The sequence below is a fragment of the Pseudomonas sp. MS646 genome, from assembly GCF_036693845.1.
GTDB lineage: Bacteria > Pseudomonadota > Gammaproteobacteria > Pseudomonadales > Pseudomonadaceae > Aquipseudomonas > Aquipseudomonas chlororaphis_E.
The window spans coordinates 4,870,048-4,888,659 of sequence record NZ_CP144763.1 but is presented as its reverse complement, the minus strand read 5'-3'; the positions used below and the strand labels follow the sequence as shown (position 1 = coordinate 4,888,659).

The 18,612-nt window shown below is 64.4% G+C and carries 15 protein-coding genes; 5 read left to right on the top strand and 10 right to left on the bottom strand.

Annotation, left to right across the window (positions count from 1 at the left end):
• Positions 1-17: 17 nt before the first annotated feature.
• The 3 genes from V3H56_RS21455 to V3H56_RS21445 form a co-directional block, all read right to left on the bottom strand.
• Positions 18-1,352, bottom strand: a complete 1,335-nt coding sequence (locus V3H56_RS21455) for a sigma-54 dependent transcriptional regulator (protein ID WP_338473849.1) — start codon at positions 1,350-1,352, stop codon at positions 18-20.
• Complete coding sequence (locus tag V3H56_RS21450; RefSeq protein WP_042728625.1) at positions 1,345-3,111, bottom strand: ATP-binding protein; 1,767 nt, start codon at positions 3,109-3,111, stop codon at positions 1,345-1,347. Before V3H56_RS21450 ends, V3H56_RS21455 begins: the two co-directional genes overlap by 8 nt.
• Before the next feature lie 250 nt (positions 3,112-3,361).
• Positions 3,362-4,885 (bottom strand): fumarate hydratase, encoded by a 1,524-nt coding sequence (locus V3H56_RS21445; RefSeq protein ID WP_042728626.1) that lies wholly within the window; start codon positions 4,883-4,885, stop codon positions 3,362-3,364.
• Between the two features lie 421 nt (positions 4,886-5,306).
• On the opposite strand from V3H56_RS21445, the gene V3H56_RS21440 reads away from it, so the two are divergent.
• The 3 genes from V3H56_RS21440 to V3H56_RS21430 are packed head-to-tail and all read left to right on the top strand — an operon-like array spanning position 5,307 to position 8,119.
• On the top strand, positions 5,307-6,413 hold the full coding sequence (locus V3H56_RS21440) for a GGDEF domain-containing protein (protein ID WP_042728634.1): 1,107 nt from the start codon (positions 5,307-5,309) through the stop codon (positions 6,411-6,413).
• A complete protein-coding gene (locus V3H56_RS21435) occupies positions 6,406-7,341 on the top strand; it encodes an iron-sulfur-binding ferredoxin reductase (RefSeq protein ID WP_047736674.1) in 936 nt (311 codons plus the stop codon). Before V3H56_RS21440 ends, V3H56_RS21435 begins: the two co-directional genes overlap by 8 nt.
• Positions 7,342-7,369: 28 nt before the next feature.
• Entirely contained in the window at positions 7,370-8,119 is a 750-nt protein-coding gene (locus tag V3H56_RS21430) for an enoyl-CoA hydratase (protein ID WP_047736672.1), read from the top strand.
• 185 nt (positions 8,120-8,304) lie between these two features.
• Here the strand turns inward: V3H56_RS21430 and pyk are convergent, their stop codons facing one another.
• Entirely contained in the window at positions 8,305-9,756 is a 1,452-nt protein-coding gene (pyk, locus tag V3H56_RS21425) for a pyruvate kinase (protein WP_338473848.1), read from the bottom strand.
• Positions 9,757-10,090: 334 nt separating this feature from the next.
• On the opposite strand from pyk, the gene V3H56_RS21420 reads away from it, so the two are divergent.
• Both V3H56_RS21420 and V3H56_RS21415 read left to right on the top strand, forming a co-directional pair.
• On the top strand, positions 10,091-10,462 hold the full coding sequence (locus tag V3H56_RS21420) for a tetratricopeptide repeat protein (protein WP_123578474.1): 372 nt from the start codon (positions 10,091-10,093) through the stop codon (positions 10,460-10,462).
• Between the two features lie 290 nt (positions 10,463-10,752).
• Positions 10,753-11,112, top strand: a complete 360-nt coding sequence (locus V3H56_RS21415; RefSeq protein ID WP_042728632.1) for a PilZ domain-containing protein — start codon at positions 10,753-10,755, stop codon at positions 11,110-11,112.
• 516 nt (positions 11,113-11,628) lie between these two features.
• Here V3H56_RS21415 and V3H56_RS21410 read toward each other — a convergent pair.
• The 6 genes from V3H56_RS21410 to V3H56_RS21385 all read right to left on the bottom strand — a co-directional run bounded on the left by V3H56_RS21410 (position 11,629) and on the right by V3H56_RS21385 (position 18,518).
• Positions 11,629-12,960 carry a DUF58 domain-containing protein gene (locus V3H56_RS21410; protein WP_042728633.1) on the bottom strand — a complete coding sequence of 444 codons (1,332 nt, stop codon included), beginning with the start codon at positions 12,958-12,960 and terminating at the stop codon, positions 11,629-11,631.
• Between the two features lie 175 nt (positions 12,961-13,135).
• Positions 13,136-14,140, bottom strand: a complete 1,005-nt coding sequence (locus V3H56_RS21405) for a MoxR family ATPase (RefSeq protein WP_042732447.1) — start codon at positions 14,138-14,140, stop codon at positions 13,136-13,138.
• A complete protein-coding gene (locus tag V3H56_RS21400; protein WP_338473847.1) occupies positions 14,137-15,300 on the bottom strand; it encodes a DUF4350 domain-containing protein in 1,164 nt (387 codons plus the stop codon). The genes V3H56_RS21405 and V3H56_RS21400 overlap by 4 nt, the downstream gene beginning before the upstream one ends.
• A complete protein-coding gene (locus V3H56_RS21395) occupies positions 15,297-16,835 on the bottom strand; it encodes a DUF4129 domain-containing protein (protein WP_212802972.1) in 1,539 nt (512 codons plus the stop codon). Before V3H56_RS21395 ends, V3H56_RS21400 begins: the two co-directional genes overlap by 4 nt.
• Positions 16,822-17,796, bottom strand: a complete 975-nt coding sequence (locus V3H56_RS21390; RefSeq protein ID WP_042732448.1) for a stage II sporulation protein M — start codon at positions 17,794-17,796, stop codon at positions 16,822-16,824. The genes V3H56_RS21395 and V3H56_RS21390 overlap by 14 nt, the downstream gene beginning before the upstream one ends.
• Positions 17,793-18,518, bottom strand: coding sequence for an RDD family protein (locus V3H56_RS21385; protein WP_042732444.1), 726 nt, complete (start codon positions 18,516-18,518; stop codon positions 17,793-17,795). Before V3H56_RS21385 ends, V3H56_RS21390 begins: the two co-directional genes overlap by 4 nt.
• Positions 18,519-18,612 lie beyond the last annotated feature (94 nt).

The following is an 18,612-nucleotide window of genomic DNA, read 5'->3' as shown; positions in this document are numbered from 1 at the left end:
GCCCGGTCGACCTGCCATCAGTTGTCCTGCAAAAACATTTCCCGGTTCAAGCCATGGCGCTGCAGCTTTTCATTGAAGGTGCGGCGCGGCAGTTGCAACTCTTCGAGCACCGCTTTCACGTCGCCCTTGTGCCGTGTCAGGGCGGCGCGCAGGCATTGGGCTTCGAAGGCCTCCTGCTGGGCGGCCAGTGACTGCCCGGGCTCGCTGTCCAGGGTGTGCGGCTGGTCCAGCCCCAGTACCTGGCGTTCGGCGACGTTGGCCAGTTCACGCACGTTGCCCGGCCAGGCATGGCTGAGCAGGTGATTCAACTGCGGGCCGCTCAGGGGCGCGGCGGTGCGGCCCAGGCGCTCGGCGGCGCTGTGGGTGAAGTGTTCGAACAGCAGCGGGATGTCCTCGCGCCGTTCCCGTAGCGGTGGCAAGCGCAGCTCGGCGATGTTCAGGCGATAGGCAAGGTCTTCGCGAAAGCGCCCGGCCCGGGCCTCATCCAACAGGTCGGGCTTGGTCGCGGCGATGATCCGCAGGTCGACGTGGATGCTCTGGTTCGAGCCCAGCCGTTCGAGCTTCTGTTCCTGCAGCACCCGCAGCAGCTTGACCTGCTGGGCCAGGGGCATGCTCTCGATTTCATCGAGGAACAACGTGCCGCCGTGAGCGTATTCGAGCTTGCCGATACGCTTGCCCTGGGCGCCGGTGAACGCACCGCTTTCATGGCCGAACAGTTCCGCTTCGAACAACGGTTCGGGAATGGCCGCGCAGTTCAGTGCGACAAAAGGCTTGCTCGCCCTCGGGCCGAAGTCGTGCAGGCAACGGGCGACCAATTCCTTGCCGCTGCCGGTTTCGCCGCGGATCAGGACGTTGACCGGCAACGCGGCCAAGTCCAGCACCTGGCGGCGCAGGTTCTGCAAGGCGCGGGACACGCCCAGCAGCGTCCCGTCGAGGCGGGCCCTGGCGTCGGCCTGTTCGTGCAGGCGACGGTTCTCCAGGACCAGGGTGCGCTTGTCCAGGGCCCGGCGCAGGCTGCCGAGCAGGGCTTCGGGGCTGAAAGGCTTTTCCAGGAAGTCGTAGGCGCCGTCGCGCATGGCTTCCACGGCCATCGGCACGTCACCGTGGCCGGTCAACAGGATCACTGGCAAGTCCGGGTCGCGGCGGCGGACTTCGGCCAGCAGGTCCAGGCCGCTGAGGCCGGGCATGCGCACATCGCTGAGGATCACCCCGGGGTAGTGCTCCGGCAATTGCGCCAGGCAGTCTTCGGCGCGACTGAACAACTGCACCTGGAACCCCGACAGGCTCAACCATTGCTCGACGGCACTGCGGATGCTGCCTTCGTCATCCACGACCATGACTGAATCAAGCATGCAACTGCGCCTCCTGGTCGATGGGCAAGGTCACGCAGAATACCGCGCCGTGTTCATGGTTGTCCGCTGTCAGGCGCCCACCCGACTCATGAATGATCGCAAACGACACCGCCAGCCCCAGCCCCAGGCCGTCGCCCACTGCCTTGGTGGTGAAGAACGGGTCGAACACCTGGGCCAGGTGCTCCTCGGCGATCCCGCAGCCGCTGTCGCTCACGCACAGGCGCCACAGTTGTTCATCGGCCTCCAGGCGCACTTCCAGGCGCTTGAGGGGCTGCCCGGCCATGGCGTCGAGGGCGTTGCGCAGAAGGTTGATCAATACCTGTTCGAGGCGGATCGCATCGCCGCGCACCCACGCCGGACGCGTCAGGTGGAGCACGGTGCTGACCTGTTCGTCCCGTAGCCGGGTGTCCAGCAATTGCAGGGCCTGGTCCACCACCGCCGCCAGGTCGAGCCGTTCGCGCAGGCCGCTGGGGCTCTTGCGGGCGAAGGTTTTCAGGTGGCCGGTGAGGGCGGCCATGCGGGTCAGCATGTCGTCCACCGGCTTGAGGGCCTTGTAGGCATCGTCGACCCGGCCATGGTCCAGCAGCAGGCGCAAGGTGGCCAGTTGCATGCGCTGGGCGGTCAGTGGCTGGTTGATCTCGTGGGCTAGGGCCGCGGACATCTGCCCCAGGGCCGCCAGCTTGGCCGATTGCACCAGGCCGTCCTGGGCCGTGCGCAGGTCTCGGGTACGGACTTCCACCAGCCGCTCAAGCTCTTCGCGACTGCGCTGGCGAAGTTTGGCCAGGCGCCAGCGCTGGTTGAGAAACAGCAGCAGGAACACCAGCGCCAGCCATGATCCGGCGGCGGCAAGCCCGGCGTTGCGCAGGTCCTCGAAGGCGATCTGCGGGTGGCGCAGCAGGTGCAGCGTCCAGCCTTCGGCGCTCAACGGCAGGGATTCCCAAAGGTAGTCGGCAGTGCCGTTGGGGGCGGCGACACGGGCCAGGTGGCTGTTGTCGTCAAAGCGTCGTAGCGATTCGATGGCCAACGGTTGCAGCGGTTGCTTGTCGTACTGGCGGGTAGTCTTGAGTTCGGCGCGGTCGCTGTCGGTCAACGGCTGCAAGTGGCGATAGCGCCAGCCCGGCCGATTGGCGATGAACACGATGCCCCGGGCATCACTGACCAGCAGGGTGTCGCTGCCCTGGCGCCATTCGCGTTCAAGCTCTGGAAACTCCAGTTTCACCACCATGGCGCCGAGGAATTCGCCGTGGTCGCCGGTCACCGCGCTGGAGAGGAAATAACCCGGTATGCCGCTGGTGACGCCCACCGCATAGAAGCGCCCGGTGCCCTGGGTGCGGGTCTGGATGAAGTAGGGCCGGAACCCGTAGTTGTGTCCGACATAGCTGCTGGGCAGTTGCCAGTTGCTGGCCGCGACGGCCAGGCCGTTATGGTCGAGCAACTCCAGGGTGGACGATTGGGCGGCACCGTTGATCTGCTCCAGCTTGCGATTCAAGGCGTCCTGCTGCGCGCCCTCGACCGGCCCCTTGAGGGCCGAGCGCAACTCGGGGTCCAGCGCCAGCACGGCGGGCAGGGCGCGGTAGCGTTCGATCAGGGTGTGCAGGGAGTTGGCGTACAGCGCCAATTGCTGGCTCGCCCGGTGAGCGTCCTCTTCCAGGGCGGCACGCTCGGCGTGGCGCATGGCGAGGGTGGCGGCGACTGCCGCGCCGGCAAGGATCAGCAAGGTGTACAGCGACAGGCGCAAGGTGCGGGTGGTTGGCAACATGCTGGCGTGAACAGATTGAAAGTCGGGCGGGCACCATAGCATGGCTTGAACACCGTTTTCGCAGACAACCAAAAACCCTTGTGGGAGTGGGCTTGCTCGCGAAGGCGGTGTAGCGGTTAACCACGATGTCCACTGATGCACCGCCTTCGCGAGCAAGCCCGCTCCCACAGGGTTCAAGGCGGTATCCGGGTACGAAAAAGGCCGGTGGGCATTGAGCTCACCGGCCTTTTTCAGCGCATCGAAGGGCGTGTTACTGCACTTCTACCGCCAGGCTGTCGCTGATTTTCTTTTGCCAGATGGCCGGGCCGGTGATGTGCACCGACTCACCCTGGCTGTCCACGGCGACCGTCACCGGCATGTCCTTGACCTCGAACTCGTAGATCGCTTCCATGCCCAGCTCGGCGAACGCCAGGACCTTGGATTTGCGGATCGCCTGGGCCACCAGGTAAGCGGCGCCGCCGACGGCCATCAGGTACACGGCCTTGTTGTCCTTGATCGCTTCGATGGCGGTCGGGCCGCGCTCGGATTTGCCGATCATGCCCAGCAGGCCGGTCTGCTCGAGGATCTGGCGGGTGAACTTGTCCATCCGCGTGGCGGTGGTCGGGCCTGCCGGGCCCACGACTTCGTCACCCACCGGGTCGACCGGGCCGACGTAGTAGATGAAGCGGCCCTTGAGGTCCACCGGCAAGGTTTCACCTTTGTTCAGCATCTCGACCATGCGCTTGTGCGCCGCGTCGCGTCCGGTGAGCATCTTGCCGTTGAGCAGTACGGTTTCGCCCGGCTTCCAGCTCTGCACTTCTTCCGGGGTCAGGGTATCGAGGTTCACGCGGCGAGCCGAAGGGCCGGCTTCCCAGACGATTTCCGGGTAGGCGTCCAGCGGTGGCGCTTCCAGCTCCGCCGGGCCCGAGCCGTCGAGCACGAAGTGGGCGTGACGGGTGGCGGCGCAGTTGGGGATCATGCACACCGGCAGGGAGGCGGCGTGGGTCGGGTAGTCCATGATCTTCACGTCGAGCACGGTGGTCAGGCCACCCAGGCCCTGGGCGCCGATGCCCAGCTGGTTGACCTTCTCGAACAGCTCCAGGCGCATTTCTTCGATGCGATTCTGCGGGCCGCGCGCCTTCAGCTCGTGGATGTCGATGGATTCCATCAACACTTCCTTGGCCATGACGGCGGCTTTCTCGGCGGTACCGCCGATGCCGATGCCCAGCATGCCCGGCGGGCACCAGCCGGCACCCATGGTCGGAACGGTCTTGAGTACCCAGTCGACGATGGAGTCGGACGGGTTGAGCATGGCCATCTTGGACTTGTTCTCGGAGCCGCCGCCCTTGGCCGCCACGTCCACTTCCACGGTGTTGCCCGGGACGATGGAGTAGTGGATGACCGCTGGCGTGTTGTCCTTGGTGTTCTTGCGGGCGCCTGCCGGGTCGGCAAGGATCGATGCGCGCAGGACGTTTTCCGGCAGGTTGTAGGCGCGACGCACGCCCTCGTTGATCATGTCGTCCAGGCTCATGGTCGCGCCATCCCAACGCACGTCCATGCCCACGCGCACGAACACGGTCACGATGCCGGTGTCCTGGCAGATCGGCCGGTGGCCGGTGGCGCACATGCGCGAGTTGATCAGGATCTGCGCCATGGAGTCACGGGCCGCCGGCGATTCTTCGCGCAGGTAGGCCTCGTGCATCGCCTGGATGAAGTCCACGGGGTGGTAGTAGGAAATGAATTGCAGGGCGTCGGCAACGCTCTGAATCAGGTCGTCTTGCTTGATCACGGTCATGAGTCGCGCTCCTCTAAAAGACGGGAACATTCTATGGGGCAGCTTCAAGCTTGGAGCTTCAAGCGGCAAGTTGAAGCAATACGCACAGCTTGCAGCTTGCCGCTTGGGGCTCGAAGCTTTCGTCGGGCATGCTGGCGCGACGCTAAAAAGGCGCGGCAGTATATCGCAGGCAGGCACCCTGTGGGGGAGGTTGCTCGCGATAGCGACGGATTGAACAGGTGCGTGGGTGAAAACCTGTGGCGAGGGAGCAAGCTCCCTCGCCACAGGGGGCATCAAACGCGTCAATCCAGGCCATTGCTTTGACGCCATTTTTCTGCTCCAGAATTGAATGGTCATTTGGCCTGCACGCCACTAAAGTGGCGTCTGGCCTGTAGCGTAGGACGCCTCCTGTCAGTTTCTCTTTCCCATGGTGAGTCAACGATTGACCCATAACGCCATCCAACGTCTTTTGCTGAAACGCTTCGCTCTGGCGGCTGCGACTTACGCGCTGGCACTGGTGTTGTTGTGGCTGGCATTTTTCAGTGGTCACTACCTCGATTCGTTGCGCGGTGTCGTCATCGGCAGCTTGCTCGTGGTGGTGTGCCAGGCAGGGTTGTTCGCGTTGTTCATCACCGGTCGCAACCTGCGCTTCGCGGACCCCAGCCTGACCGAAATACAAGTGTTGATCGGCCTCGGCTGGCAGACCTGGATGATGGCGCACCTGGACCAGGCCCGAGGCGTGTTCCTGGTGTTCTACGTGCTCATCCTGCTGTTCGGCCTGTTCCACCTGACACGCCGGGTCTTCGTGCGCTGCGCGATGCTGGTGTTCTTCAGCTTTACCGGCATTACCCTCTGGGATGGCTATTTCTTCCGGCTCCCCGACCCCACGCTGGCCGGGTTGCAGGTGTGCGTGCTGTTCATGGTGCTGGTGTGGCTGGTGTTCTACGCGCGCTACGTCCAGACCTCGCGCCAGCGCATGCGCCAGCGACGGTTTGCCTTGCAGGCGCACCAGGACACGTTGCGCGGCATGATGCGCCAGCTCGAAGACCTGGTGGCCACCGATGAGCTCACCGGGTTGTTCAACCGCCGGCATTTCCTGCGCCTGGCGTCCCGCGAGCTCAACACCCTGCGGCCCGGCGTTGCCCATGGCCTGGCGTTGATCGACCTCGACCATTTCAAGCGCATCAACGATCTGCACGGCCACGCCGCCGGCGACCAGGTGCTCCAAGCGTTCGCCAGTGTCGCCACGGCCTGCCTGCGCGAAGGCGATGTGCTGGCCCGTTACGGCGGCGAGGAGTTCGTCATGCTCCTGCCTGCCTGCGACCCGTCGCGTCTGACGGCCTGCTGCGAGCGATTGCGCCTGGCGTTCACCGAGGTCGAGTTGGTCGGGCTGCAGGTCGGGGCGCTGAGCTTGTCGGCGGGCATGACGATGCTGGAAATGGGCGATGACCTGGACAACGCGTTGCAACGCGCCGACCAGGCCCTGTACCGTGCCAAGCGAGACGGCCGCAATCGTTGCGCTGCCGCTTGGGAGAGCGTCGATGCCTGAACTGACAGTCGCTGGCCGGCAATGGACGGTGGCGGTGGGCAGTAACCTGTTGGACGCATTGAATGCGTCCGGTGTGGCGGTGCCCTACAGTTGCCGGGCGGGCAGTTGCCATGCGTGCCTGGTGCAATGCCTGAGCGGCGATGTGCGTGACAGCCGGCCCGATGCCCTGAGCCCGACCCAGCGTGATCAGGGCTGGCGGCTGGCCTGTCAGTGCCAGGTGGTCGAGGATGTGCAGGTCCACACCTTCGACCCGCAACGCGACGGTCGCGCGGCTCAGGTAGCGGCGGTGGATTGGCTGGGCGCCGATGTGTTGCGCCTGCGGATCACCCCCGAGCGACCACTGCGCTACCGTGCCGGCCAGCACCTGGTGCTGTGGGCCGGCGAGGTGGCACGGCCGTATTCCCTGGCGAGCCTGCCGGAGGAAGACCGTTTCCTGGAGTTTCACCTTGATTGTCGCGAGCCCGGCCAGTTTGTCGATGCGGCTCGACAGTTGAAGGTCGGTGACCCGATCCGCCTCGGCGAACTGCGTGGCGGCGCCCTGCACTATGACCCCGACTGGACCGACAAGCCGCTCTGGTTGCTCGCCGCCGGCACCGGGCTGGCGCCGCTGTTCGGCCTGCTTCGCGAAGCCTTGCGCCAGCATCACCAGGGCGCCATCCGCCTTATTCACGTGGCTCATGATGAAGCCGGGCACTATTTGGCCAAACCCTTGGCCGCACTGGCGTCCAAGCATGCAAACCTGGACGTGGAGCTTCTGACCGCGACCGAGGCGCCATCCGTGTTGACGCAACTGCGGCTTGTTTCCCGGCAAACCCAAGCCTTACTCTGCGGCCATCCCGACCGGGTCGAGGCCTTTGCCAAGCGCCTGTACCTGGCCGGCCTGCCGCGCAATCAACTGCTGGCCGACGTCTTCCTGCCCCGTGGTTGAGCGCTGATTTCCAGACGCGAGACCGACCATGAGCGAAACCCTGTTACTTGACCGCGAGCGCGGCTTGCTGACGATGCGGCTGAACCGTGCGGACAAGAAAAACGCCCTGACCCGGGCCATGTACAGTCAATTGGCCCAGGCCCTGGCGACGGCCGACGCCGACCCGAAGATTCGCGCGGTCCTGCTGACCGGTTCCAGCGACTGCTTCACCGCCGGTAACGACATCGTCGACTTCCTCGAACAGCCGCCGGACGATCTCGATAACCCGGTGTTCCAGTTCATGCTCGCCCTGCTGGAGTGCCGCAAGCCGGTGATTGCCGCCGTCGCTGGGCCGGCGGTCGGCATCGGCACCACGCTGTTGCTGCATTGCGACCTGGTCTACGTCAGCCGGGATGCGCGGCTGCGGATGCCGTTCGTCAACCTGGGGCTGTGTCCGGAGTTCGGCTCCAGCCTGATCCTGCCGCGATTGCTGGGCCAGGCCAGGGCGGCGCAATTGTTGTTGCTGGGCGAGGGCTTCAGTGGTGAACAGGCGGTCGCCTGGGGCCTGGCCACCGAGGCGTTGGACACGGGGGACGCGGCCTTGGCCAAGGCGCGTGAGGTGGGGCTGAGGTTCGAGTCGCTGCCGCCTGAAGCCGTGCGCATCAGCAAGCAGTTGATGAAGGCACCGGGTCGCGAATCGTTGCGCCGGGCGATCGAGGAGGAGGGTGCCTTGTTCATCCAGCGACTGCGCTCGCCGGAAGCGATGGCGGCGTTGTCGGGGTTTATCGAGCGGCGTTGAGCTCTCCGGCGCCTGGGTCGACGCCTTCGCGAGCAAGCTCGCTCCCACAAAAGCCTGCGTATGCATAACCTTTGTGGGAGCGAGCTTGCTCGCGAAAACGCCAGTGGGAGCGACATATTTCCAAGGCCGAAAACCAAAAAGCCCCGCCATTCACATGGCAGGGCTTTTGTTTTTCAGCCGGTCACTCAGACCATCGGGTCGCCAACATGGAGGATTTTCATCCCGTTGGTGCCGCCGATGGTGTGGTAGCTGTCGCCTTTGGTCAGGATCACCCAATCGCCGGTCTGCACCACGCCGCGCTTGACCAGTTCATCCACCGCCGCCTGGCTGACTTCGCCCGGTTGCAGGGCGGCCGGGTCGAAGGGCACGGTGTAGACGCCACGGAACATGGCGGCACGGGCCTGGGTTTCGCGATGGGGGGAGAACGCGTAGATCGGCACCGAGGAACGGATGCGCGACATGATCAGCGGGGTGTAGCCACTTTCGGTCAGGGCGATGATCGCCTTCACGCCCGGGAAGTGGTTGGCGGTGTACATCGTCGCCAGGGCGATGCTCTCGTCACACCGCTCGAAGGTCTTGCCGATGCGGTGGCTGGAGGTCTTGCTGGTCGGGTGCTTCTCGGCGCCCAGGCAGATACGGGCCATGGCCTGCACCGCTTCGAGCGGGTAGAGGCCGGCGGCGCTTTCGGCCGAGAGCATCACGGCGTCCGTGTAGTCGAGCACGGCGTTGGCTACGTCGGAGACTTCGGCGCGGGTCGGCATCGGGTTCTGGATCATCGACTCCATCATCTGGGTCGCCACGATCACCGCTTTGTTGTGGCGGCGTGCGTGCAGGATGATTTTCTTCTGGATGCCCACCAGCTCGGCGTCACCGATTTCCACGCCGAGGTCGCCACGGGCCACCATCACGGCGTCGGATGCCTTGATCAGGCCGTCGAGGGTGTCGTCGTCGGCCACGGCTTCGGCGCGTTCGATCTTCGCCACCAGCCAGGCGGTGCCACCGGCCTCGTCGCGCAGTTGACGGGCATATTCCATGTCGGCAGCGTCACGAGGGAAGGACACGGCGAGGTAGTCGACTTCCATTTCCGCGGCCAGCTTGATGTCGGCCTTGTCTTTTTCGGTCAGGGCCGGCGCCGTCAGGCCACCGCCGCGACGGTTGATGCCCTTGTGGTCCGACAGCGGGCCGCCGATGATCACGGTGCAGACCAGTTCGGTGGCCGTGGCGGTAGCGACGCGCATCACCACGCGACCGTCGTCGAGCAGCAGCTCGTCGCCCACGCCGCAGTCCTTGACCAGGTCCGGGTAGTCGATACCCACCACCTGCTGGTTGCCTTCGGTCAGCGGATGGCTGGTGGAGAAGGTGAAGGTGTCACCGATCTTCAGCTCGATGCGCTTGTTGGCGAATTTGGCGATACGGATCTTGGGGCCTTGCAGGTCACCCAGCAGGGCAACGAAGCGGCCGTGCTTGGCGGCGAGGTCGCGCACCAGCTTGGCACGAGCCTTGTGCTCGTCGGGGGTGCCGTGGGAAAAGTTCAGGCGGGCGACGTCCAGGCCAGCCAGAATCAGCTGTTCGAGAACTTCCGGCGAGTGACTGGCCGGGCCAAGGGTAGCGACGATTTTGGTGCGACGGACGGACATGCAAGACTCCTCAAGTTCAAGCGCCAGCGAAGGCTACTATGCTCTTTGGGTGTAGTCATTGTTCATATGCACTACTTATTCGTTTCTTTTTCGAAATGAACATTCCTGAAAATTTTTGCGCCTGTTAAGCACGAAGGCCGAACATTGCTGTTGTGGCGAGGGCGCTTGCTCCCGCTGGGGCGCGAAGCGGCCCGGTTTCTTAGGGGGCTGCTGCGCAGCCCAGCGGGAGCAAGCTCCCTCGCCACGGGATTTGCATTTACCTAAGGTAGATGTTTTGAGGCTGAAGATTTTCTTGCCCAGGTCGATACAGAGCTCAAGACAGGAGAACCTCCCCATGCGATTCGTGCTTTTTATTGCCCTGGCCCTGAGTATCACGGGCTGCACCCGTTGGTCGATGAACCATCACATGAACCTGGCCTACAAGGCCTATGACCGTGGCAATTGCGAGCAGGTGATGCTCGAGCTGTCCCAGGTCGACCGCGCCAGCCGTGCCCGCCGCTACATGCAGCCGGAAGTCTCGATGCTGCGTGGCCAGTGCCTGGAGCGCCAGAAGCTGTTCATCGATGCGGCGCAAACGTATCAGTTCATCATTACGCAATACCCTTACAGCGAATATGCATTCCGCGCCCGCGCCCGTCTTGAAACCTTGCAGAGCCTGGGACATTACCCGACGCGCAGTGCCGCGGCGATCCGTCCTGCGTCCTGATTCCTGCCCCTGGCGCATGGCCGGCGAAATTCCCGGCCACGTGCGCGTTGTCGTGTTGTCCTACATTAAACATGGCGCGTGTACTGGCCGCGTCGAAACCTTCGGCTATAGTTGTACAAGTCGCATTAGAGCTAACCCTCTAAAACAAGGGGCACCTGTGACCGGCAATAATTAGGCTTAGGCGCTGGCGAGCGTCTGGCACCGGGATCGGGGAGAGCGAGCAGGTCGTTTGGCTCGTTCCGAAGTATCGGTAGCCCCTGCGCGGGGTCGTCCAAAAAGCGATACAAGACATGTACAAAAAGAGGCGTATCGAACGGCAACAGCTGCCGTACTTCCTGAAAGTGTTTAACGGCGTCAATGACAAGCCCCTCGGATTCCTGGGTAATGTCTCTCAGGATGGCCTGATGTTGATCAGCCATCTGCCGTTGATGGTGGGGGCAGACTTTGACTTGCTCCTCAAGCTGCCGGCCGATGAGGGGCCGTCGCTGAACATCAAGTTGAAAGCCACCTGCCTGTGGTGCCACGAAGACGTGACGCCGCAACACTTCGACGCCGGCTTCAGCCTGCATTGGGCGCCGCCGGAGTACAGCCAACTGGTCAATGCGTTGCGCCAGTATTTCAGTTTCCACACGTTGCCAGCGTCGGCCTGATCCATACCTGAGCCAACGAGGGAATCGTCATGGGTTTAGCGGTCACAGGCGACCCCTTGTGGGAGCAGGCTTGCTCGCGAAGGCGGTGGGGCAACTGCACATGTATTGCCTGGCACGCCGCCTTCGCGAGCAAGCCCGCTCCCACAGGTCCTTCATCGTTCTCCAGTTTTGCAAGTCAGCGCTGGACCTTCGCGTGGTGGGCTGCCAGACACTCGCGACTAAACGAGTTGTGGCGGCTGAACGCAGGTTAGTCGACCGGTGGAAAAGCGAAAGCCCGGCGCGCCCGAGGGCGCCCTGCGAACAGACACCATCAAGTGCGGGGATAGGGGGACCCGACTGGATGAAGCCTGTGCGCATCACCTTTACCACCGGGCGACTAAACCCGATCGCTGGAAATCAGCGACGCGAATCAAGTTACGGGGCAAGGCCAAGGCGCACAAGTCGGCGGATTCTGGCGGGTCTGTAGTCCGTTGCGCACGGCGCAGTAGTCGCCCGGACCTTTCTTACAGATCCGGTCTAAGCGGTTCCGGCCTTCTTCCAGGCCAGGTACTGGGTCACCAGTTGCGCGCCCAGCTCACTGGGGCGGGCGTCCAGCGTGGGAATGGCGTGGGCGCTCAACTGCTGGTGCAATTGGGCCCGCGCATTCAAATAATCCACCGTGCCGCAATAGGCCAGGGCTTCGGGCAGGGTCTGCACCGGCGCCTGACGCAATCGGTCGAGGGCTTCTTCACGCAGGCTGGCCACCAGGACCCGATGCTGTTGGCCCAGCCGTTTCACCGCGGCCAGCAGTTCTTCGTCGTCTTCATCGCGCAGGTTGGTCACCAGCACCACCAGCGCCCGGCGCTTTTGCCGGGCCAGCAGTTGAGTGACGGCTGCCTGGTAGTCGGCGGGACGCTGGCTGCTGTCGAGGTCGTACACGGCGTTGAGCAGGACATTGAGCTGGCCGCTGCCCTTGACCGGGGCGAGGTAGCGAGCCTGGTCGCTGGCGAAGGTGCTCAGGCCCACGGCGTCGCCCTGGCGCAGCGCGGTGTAGCTGAGCAGCAGGCAGGCGTTGAGCGCGTGATCGAAATGCGACAGTTCGCCGTCCTGGCTGCGCATGCGGCGGCCGCAATCGAGCATGAAGATGATCTGCTGGTCGCGCTCGTCCTCATACTCCCGGGCAATCGGCGTGCGATGGCGGGCGGTGGCTTTCCAGTCGATCTGCCGCAGGCTGTCGCCTTCGCGAAATTCCCGCAGTTGATGGAATTCCTGGCCCTGGCCCCGCCGCTGGCGTTGGCGTATGCCGAGCTGGCTGAGCCAGTTGTCTACCGCCAGTAACTGGCCGTCGTAGAGTCGGGCGAAATCGGGGTAGACGCGGGTGGCGTCGAGGGCGTCCAGCAGGCGCCGGTCAGACCACAGACCCAGTGGGCTCGGCAGGCTGACCTCGCAGTGTTCGAAGCTGAAATGGCCGCGCTTGAGCGGGCGCAGGCGGTAGCCGATCTGACTGCGTTGGCCGGGTTGAAGCTCGACCGACAGCGGCAGGTTGTCGAAATCCAGGCCGTCCGGTACGTGGTCGAAAAGCTGAATCTGCAAGGGCTGGGCAAAATCATGGGTAATGTCCAACCGGACTTCACCCCAGCGTCCCAGCGCCAGACTGCCCGGCATCTGCCGTTGCACCCGCGGCGAGGGCAAGCGCTTGAGGCGCACGGCGTCGATCAGCGCCAGGGCCAACAGGGCCAGCATCAAGCCCCAGTCGATCGACAGCAGCGTCGCCGGCAGCGCCACGCCCAATGCCCGCAATGCACCCAGCAGGATGCTCACGGCCAGCAGGACGGCGAGCCAGGTCAGCAGCAGGCGGGAGGGTTTCATCGGAACGTTTCCTGCGAAAGAAATGCAGAGCGAGCTTTTGTGGCGAGGGGATTTATCCCCGCTGGCCGCGAAGCGGCCCTTTGCGGTGTATCAGTCGGAATCCGGGGGCCGCTTCGCAGCCCAACGGGGATAAATCCCCTCACCACAAAGGTGTTCCTGATCATGTTGGTGTGACTCACAACCGCGGCGCCGGCACTTGGTCCAGCAGTTGCCCGAGCACCTGGTCCACCGAGAGCCCTTCGATGTCCAGCTCCGGTGCCAGCCGTACCCGATGACGCAACACGGCCAGGGCGCAGCCCTTGATGTCGTCCGGCACCACGAATTCGCCCCCACGCAACAATGCTCGGGCTCGGGCACAGCGCACCAGCGCGATCGAGGCGCGAGGTCCGGCACCAAGGGTCAGGCCCGGCCAGCTGCGGGTGGTGCGGGCCAGGCGCACGGCGTAGTCGAGCACCTGATCGTCCATCGGCAGGTCGCTGGCGATACGTTGCAGCACCTGCACGTCCTTGGCCTGCAACACCGTGCGCAGCGGCTGCACGTCGAGCATGTCGGCACGGGTCGAGCGGCTGACCTGGCGAACCATGTCCAACTCCCGCTCCGCGTCGGGGTAGTCCATCCGCACCTTGAGCATGAAGCGGTCGAGCTCGGCTTCCGGCAGCGGGTAGGTGCCTTCCTGTTCGATGGGGTTCTGGGTGGCGAGCACCATGAACGGCTGGGCGATGGGCAGGGCGCGGCCTTCGAGGGTGACCTGGCGTTCCTGCATGGCTTCGAGCAGCGCGGCCTGGGTCTTGGCCGGCGCGCGGTTGATCTCGTCGGCCAGCAGCAGGTTGGTGAACACCGGCCCCTTGCGCAGCTTGAATTGCTCGGTCTGCAAGTCGTACACCGCATGACCGGTGACATCGCTGGGCATCAGGTCGGGGGTGAACTGGATGCGCGCGAACTCGCCACCGAAACAGCGGGCCAGCGCACGCACCAGCAAGGTCTTGCCAAGGCCCGGAACACCTTCGAGCAGGACATGACCGCCGGCGATCAACGCCGTGAGCACATCGTCGATCACCGCCGCCTGACCGACCACCGCCTTGTGCAGTTCGGTACGGATGGCCTGGGCCAACTGACTGGCGCGCTGGCGCTGTTGGACGGCGTGGGCCTGGCCGTCGACAGGTTCGTTCTGTTCAGTCATAGGGCATTCCTGAGGGTTTGCAAATGGGCGACCTGACGGCAGAACTCCGCGTTGGACAGGCGCTGTTTCGGCCGCGGGCTCAAGGCTTGGCTGATGGCTCGCGTGGGCTGGCGGGTCAAGCGGGCGAGCACCTGCCATTGGTCGGCAACCGCCAGTTGTTCGAAGCCCGGATGAAGATGCCTGGCGCGGCGCAACACATCCTGCTGCAAGGCCTGCAGCAAGTACTGCCGGCCATTGTGGCGCATGTGGAAGCCGGCGCTGGCCTGCAAGTGCTCTTCCAGCTGACGCCGGGCCTTGGGCGCCGGCGGCTGGATCGGGCCCAGGCGTACCGCCGAGCGCCAGAGCCACAGCGCAACCAGTGCGAGCAGTGCCACCAGCGCCTGGGGGAAATAGCGCAGCAGCAAGGTCAGCAGGCTGTCGTGGTCCGTGTTGAACAGCAGCGTGACATCGGTGTCGGCAGTCAGATACCAGAGCAACCAGGCGTTGTCGTACTGCTCGATCTGATCGTTCTTCCACAACTCGGCGTCGGTGATCACCGTGATCGAACCCAGGCCATGGTTCAGTTGCATCATGTGGGTGGACTGTGCGCTGTTCGCCCAGGCCTGGGCCAGGTTGTGCGGGTCTTCGAGGTGGAAGTCGGTGTCGAAGCCGACATACGCCGGGGCCTCTTCGTCCTCCAGGTACAGCTTGGTCAGCTCGGGATAGCGGTCTTTGATGAGTTCGGGTGGCGCTTGCTTGAGATCCTTGCTCAAGGACTGGCGCAAGCGCACGCGGTCCAGCAGCAGATCGCCGCTGCTGCCGGTGCTGTCATCCCAAAGGGCCTCGGCGACAAACAACAGGCGGCCACCGGCCCGGGTCCAGTTCAGCAGTTGCTCGACCTGGCGGGGCGTCATGTTGGTGCGTTCGCCCAGCAACAGCAGGCTGTTCTGGCGCGGTTCCAGGGCCGGCAGCCCATCCAGGTTGTTGGCGTGCGCGACGTTGATGCCTTGCTGGCGCAAGAACTGTTCGGCGGCCAGGTAGGGGTTGGCCTGGGCTTCAGGGGACGGGCCGTGATCGACGGTTTCCTGGTACGGCACGGCCTTGGCGCTGAGGTAACTCACCAGCGCCGCGAGCAGCGCGGCCACCAGGGCCAGGGTCAGCCAAGCGGCGCGCCGGCTCATGGGGTGGCTCCCGGGCCGAACAGCCCACGCCAGTCGTCACACAGTTGCTGTTGCAGGTCGGGCGGTGGCGTCCGGTGCCCATAGGCGATGTTCTGCCAATGCAGGGTCAGGCGTTTGCTGAACCCCAGCAGGCGTTCATGCTCAAGCTGTTCGACCCGGTGCAGCACCTGGCCTTCGGTGTCGGCGGCTTTCAAGGGCACCTTGAAGTCATGGTGCAAGCGGCTGAGCAGTGCCCGGTAGAGCAGGCCCAGCGCTTCCCGGGGATGGGCCGACCACAGTTGCTCGGCGCTGGCCGCGACATCCACCGGCAGGCTTTCTTCGCGGATATCCAGGCCGAACATCTGCGTCGGAGCCGGTCGGTCCAAGTGGGGCTGTTTGGCCGGGCGGCGAACCATCAACAGGTTGAGTCGTTCCCGATAGCGCCAGACCAGCCAGACGATCGCGCTCGCCAGGCAGGCCCAGAGCAGGATCTGGATCAGCCCGGCGGCGAGGTCGAAACGCTGGCCGGCCATCCACTTGAACAACCCTTTGAGCCAGTCCGGATTGGCCTCGGCCTCGGGTGATTGGCTTTTCTCTTCGCCAAAGCGATAGCGGGTGATCGTTTCCGGGTTCTTGAACGGCGGTGCTTGCAGGATCGTCTTGATGCTGTCCCTGGAGGCTTCGCTGGTGAGAGGCTGGTTGAGCAGGCGTGGGCGCTCGGGAGCGTTGCTGTCTTCGTCGGCCCAGGCCGCAGGGGGCATGGGCGCGAGCGTCAAGGCCAGCAACAGCAGCAATGGCGCGACGCCGAGCAGGCGCTGGCGCAGGCGTCGGAACACCAGTTCGATGTCCCAGGCCTCGAGGATCGTGCGCCGGTTCAGGTAGAGGCTGAAGCCGCAGGCGACATAGATCGGCTCCCAGACGATCAGCAGCAGGGGATAAAGAACGTTGACCAGGTGCTCGAACCACAACCAGTCCTGTTCGGTCGCGGTTATCAGCTTCTGCCAGTCCCATTCCAGTTCGACCTGTTGCGGCACGAACAGATAGAACAGGACCATCAGGCCGAACCACAGGGCGGTCTCCAAATGCACGCCGATGACGGTCAACCATTGCGCGGCGCCGCCATTGCGTTGCAACAACACCCGCAAGCGCTGCTCCCGGGCCTCGCCGGCCAGGCCCTCCAATTGCACCACGGGCATCAGGAAGCTGCGGCTCAGGCTCAGCCGACGCCAGGTCAGGCTTGCCAGCAACTGTGGCTTGAGCAGCGCTGGCCATTGGCGCAAGGCCTGGCGCAATGTCGGGGTTTCGCCAAACAGCGCCTTGGACAGAATGTACAACGGCAGGCGGTCGAAGGCCGGCTTCAGCCACCAGAACAGGAACATCACCAGGTTTGGTGACTTCCACAACAACAGCGTCAGCAACGCATACACGGGCAGGGTGCTGATGGCCCAACTGGTCATCAGCAGCCGTCGATGCTGCTGGCTCATCAGCACGCCCAGGTCCATGGCTTCCCAGGTGGTGCGGGGGCGGATCACGACGGTGGCGTCACTCAGGCGCATGGCGGGCTCGTCCGGCAAGCGACAGGTAGCTGATCACCAGCAGCCACAGCAGTGCGCCGACCGTGTACTTGGTGGCAGGCGTCACGGCGCTGGAAGACCAATAGGCCTCGATGAACGCGGCGATGAGCAGGAACAGGATGACCCCGGCAATGATCTGCACGCTCTTGCCGGCGGCGAGCCGCAGCGCCTCGCCCCGGGTGAGGCGGCCCGGAGCGATCAACGCCCAGCCCAATTGCAGGCCGGCGGCGCCTGCCAAGGCGATGGCGGTCAGTTCGAACGCGCCGTGGCCGATCACGAAGGGCCAGAACGTCCCGCCGGAACCGATCTCGGTCAGGTGACCGGCGATTGCGCCGATGGTCAGTCCGTTGAAAAACAGGAAGAACGCGCTGCCCAAGCCAAACATCAAGCCACTGGCGAACGTCTGAAAGGCGATGCCGATGTTATGCATGATGTAGTAGCCGAACATGATCCAATCTTCGCTGGAGGCGCGCTCGACGGAGCGTCCCAGGTGTCCGGCGGCCGGATCGTACATGCCGCGCACCTGGCTGACTTCCTCGGCGCCCAGGATGCTGTAGACCAGGTCGGGAAACAGGTACACCAGCAGCCCGATGCCGATCAGGCTGCCGAGGAACATTACGCTCGCCGCCAGCACGAAGCGCCATTGCGCGCGGACCAGTCGCGGGAAACCGGCCAGGATAAAGTCCGAAAGGCTCGCCGACGGTCGGCTGCGGTCCCGGTAGAGTTGCTGGTGGCCGCGCAACGCCAGTTGTTGCAGGGTATCCACCAACAAGCTGCTGTAGCCCCGGGCCTGGGCCAGCGCCAAATGATGGCAGAGCCGTCGGTAGGCGGGCGGGAAGTCGCTGTCCTGGGGCACGCGGCGGTTGCGTTCCAGTTGGTCGAGCTGCCGGGACAGGCGGTCCCATTCCTCTTGGTGACGGCTTTCGAAAAGACTTTGCTTCATGTAGGCCCCAGCAGGCCACGGGCAATGCCGTTGAGTTCGGCCACGGCCCGTGGCGGCTGGACATTCAAGGGCTCGGCCAGGATAGCGGCCAGCTCGCTGACCCGTGCCTGGGACAGTTCGGCCTGGCGTTCGGCGAAACCGAGCACGGTACGTTGCTCATCGACACTCAGGGCAAAAGGCGGGCGGATCGGCGTTGCCATGGGCAGCGCCGGGCGCTTGACCGGTTGCTCGCGATACACCACCAGCGTGCCGGCCGCCAGGTCGCCCAGGCGTTTGAAGGTCGGATGCTGCAGGCAACTGATCGCGCCGAAGGTATAGCCGAAGGGCAGCATGTCGACAAAGCGCAGCAGGTTGCGGATCAGCGACGCCGACCAGCCGATGGGCCGGCCGTCGTCCTGCACCACGCGCAGGCCCATGATCTGTTTGCCGGGGGAGCGGCCCTGGTGCAGCACTTCGAACAGCACCATGTACCACCAACTGATGACGAACAGCAGGATGGAGCCCAAGCCAATCCCCAGCTCACCGAAGAACGCCAGGATGATGAACAGCAGGCCCAACACCAGGCCGCGTATCGCCAGGTCGATGGCAAACGCCAGTGAACGGGGCATCAACCCCGCCGGGCGCAATGGCAGGTCGATGCCTTCGGGTGTCTCGACCTGATACCGCGTGTCCAATGGCGGTGGCAGCGTCGCGGTCCTTTGCAGTGCTGGTGTCTCGAGCATGGGCAACCTGAGTGATGGGCCGGGTCGAACGGTCGATGTCGGCGTCGATGCTAGCAGAAAACGGTGGGCGCGAGCCTGCTCGCGAACGCGGTGA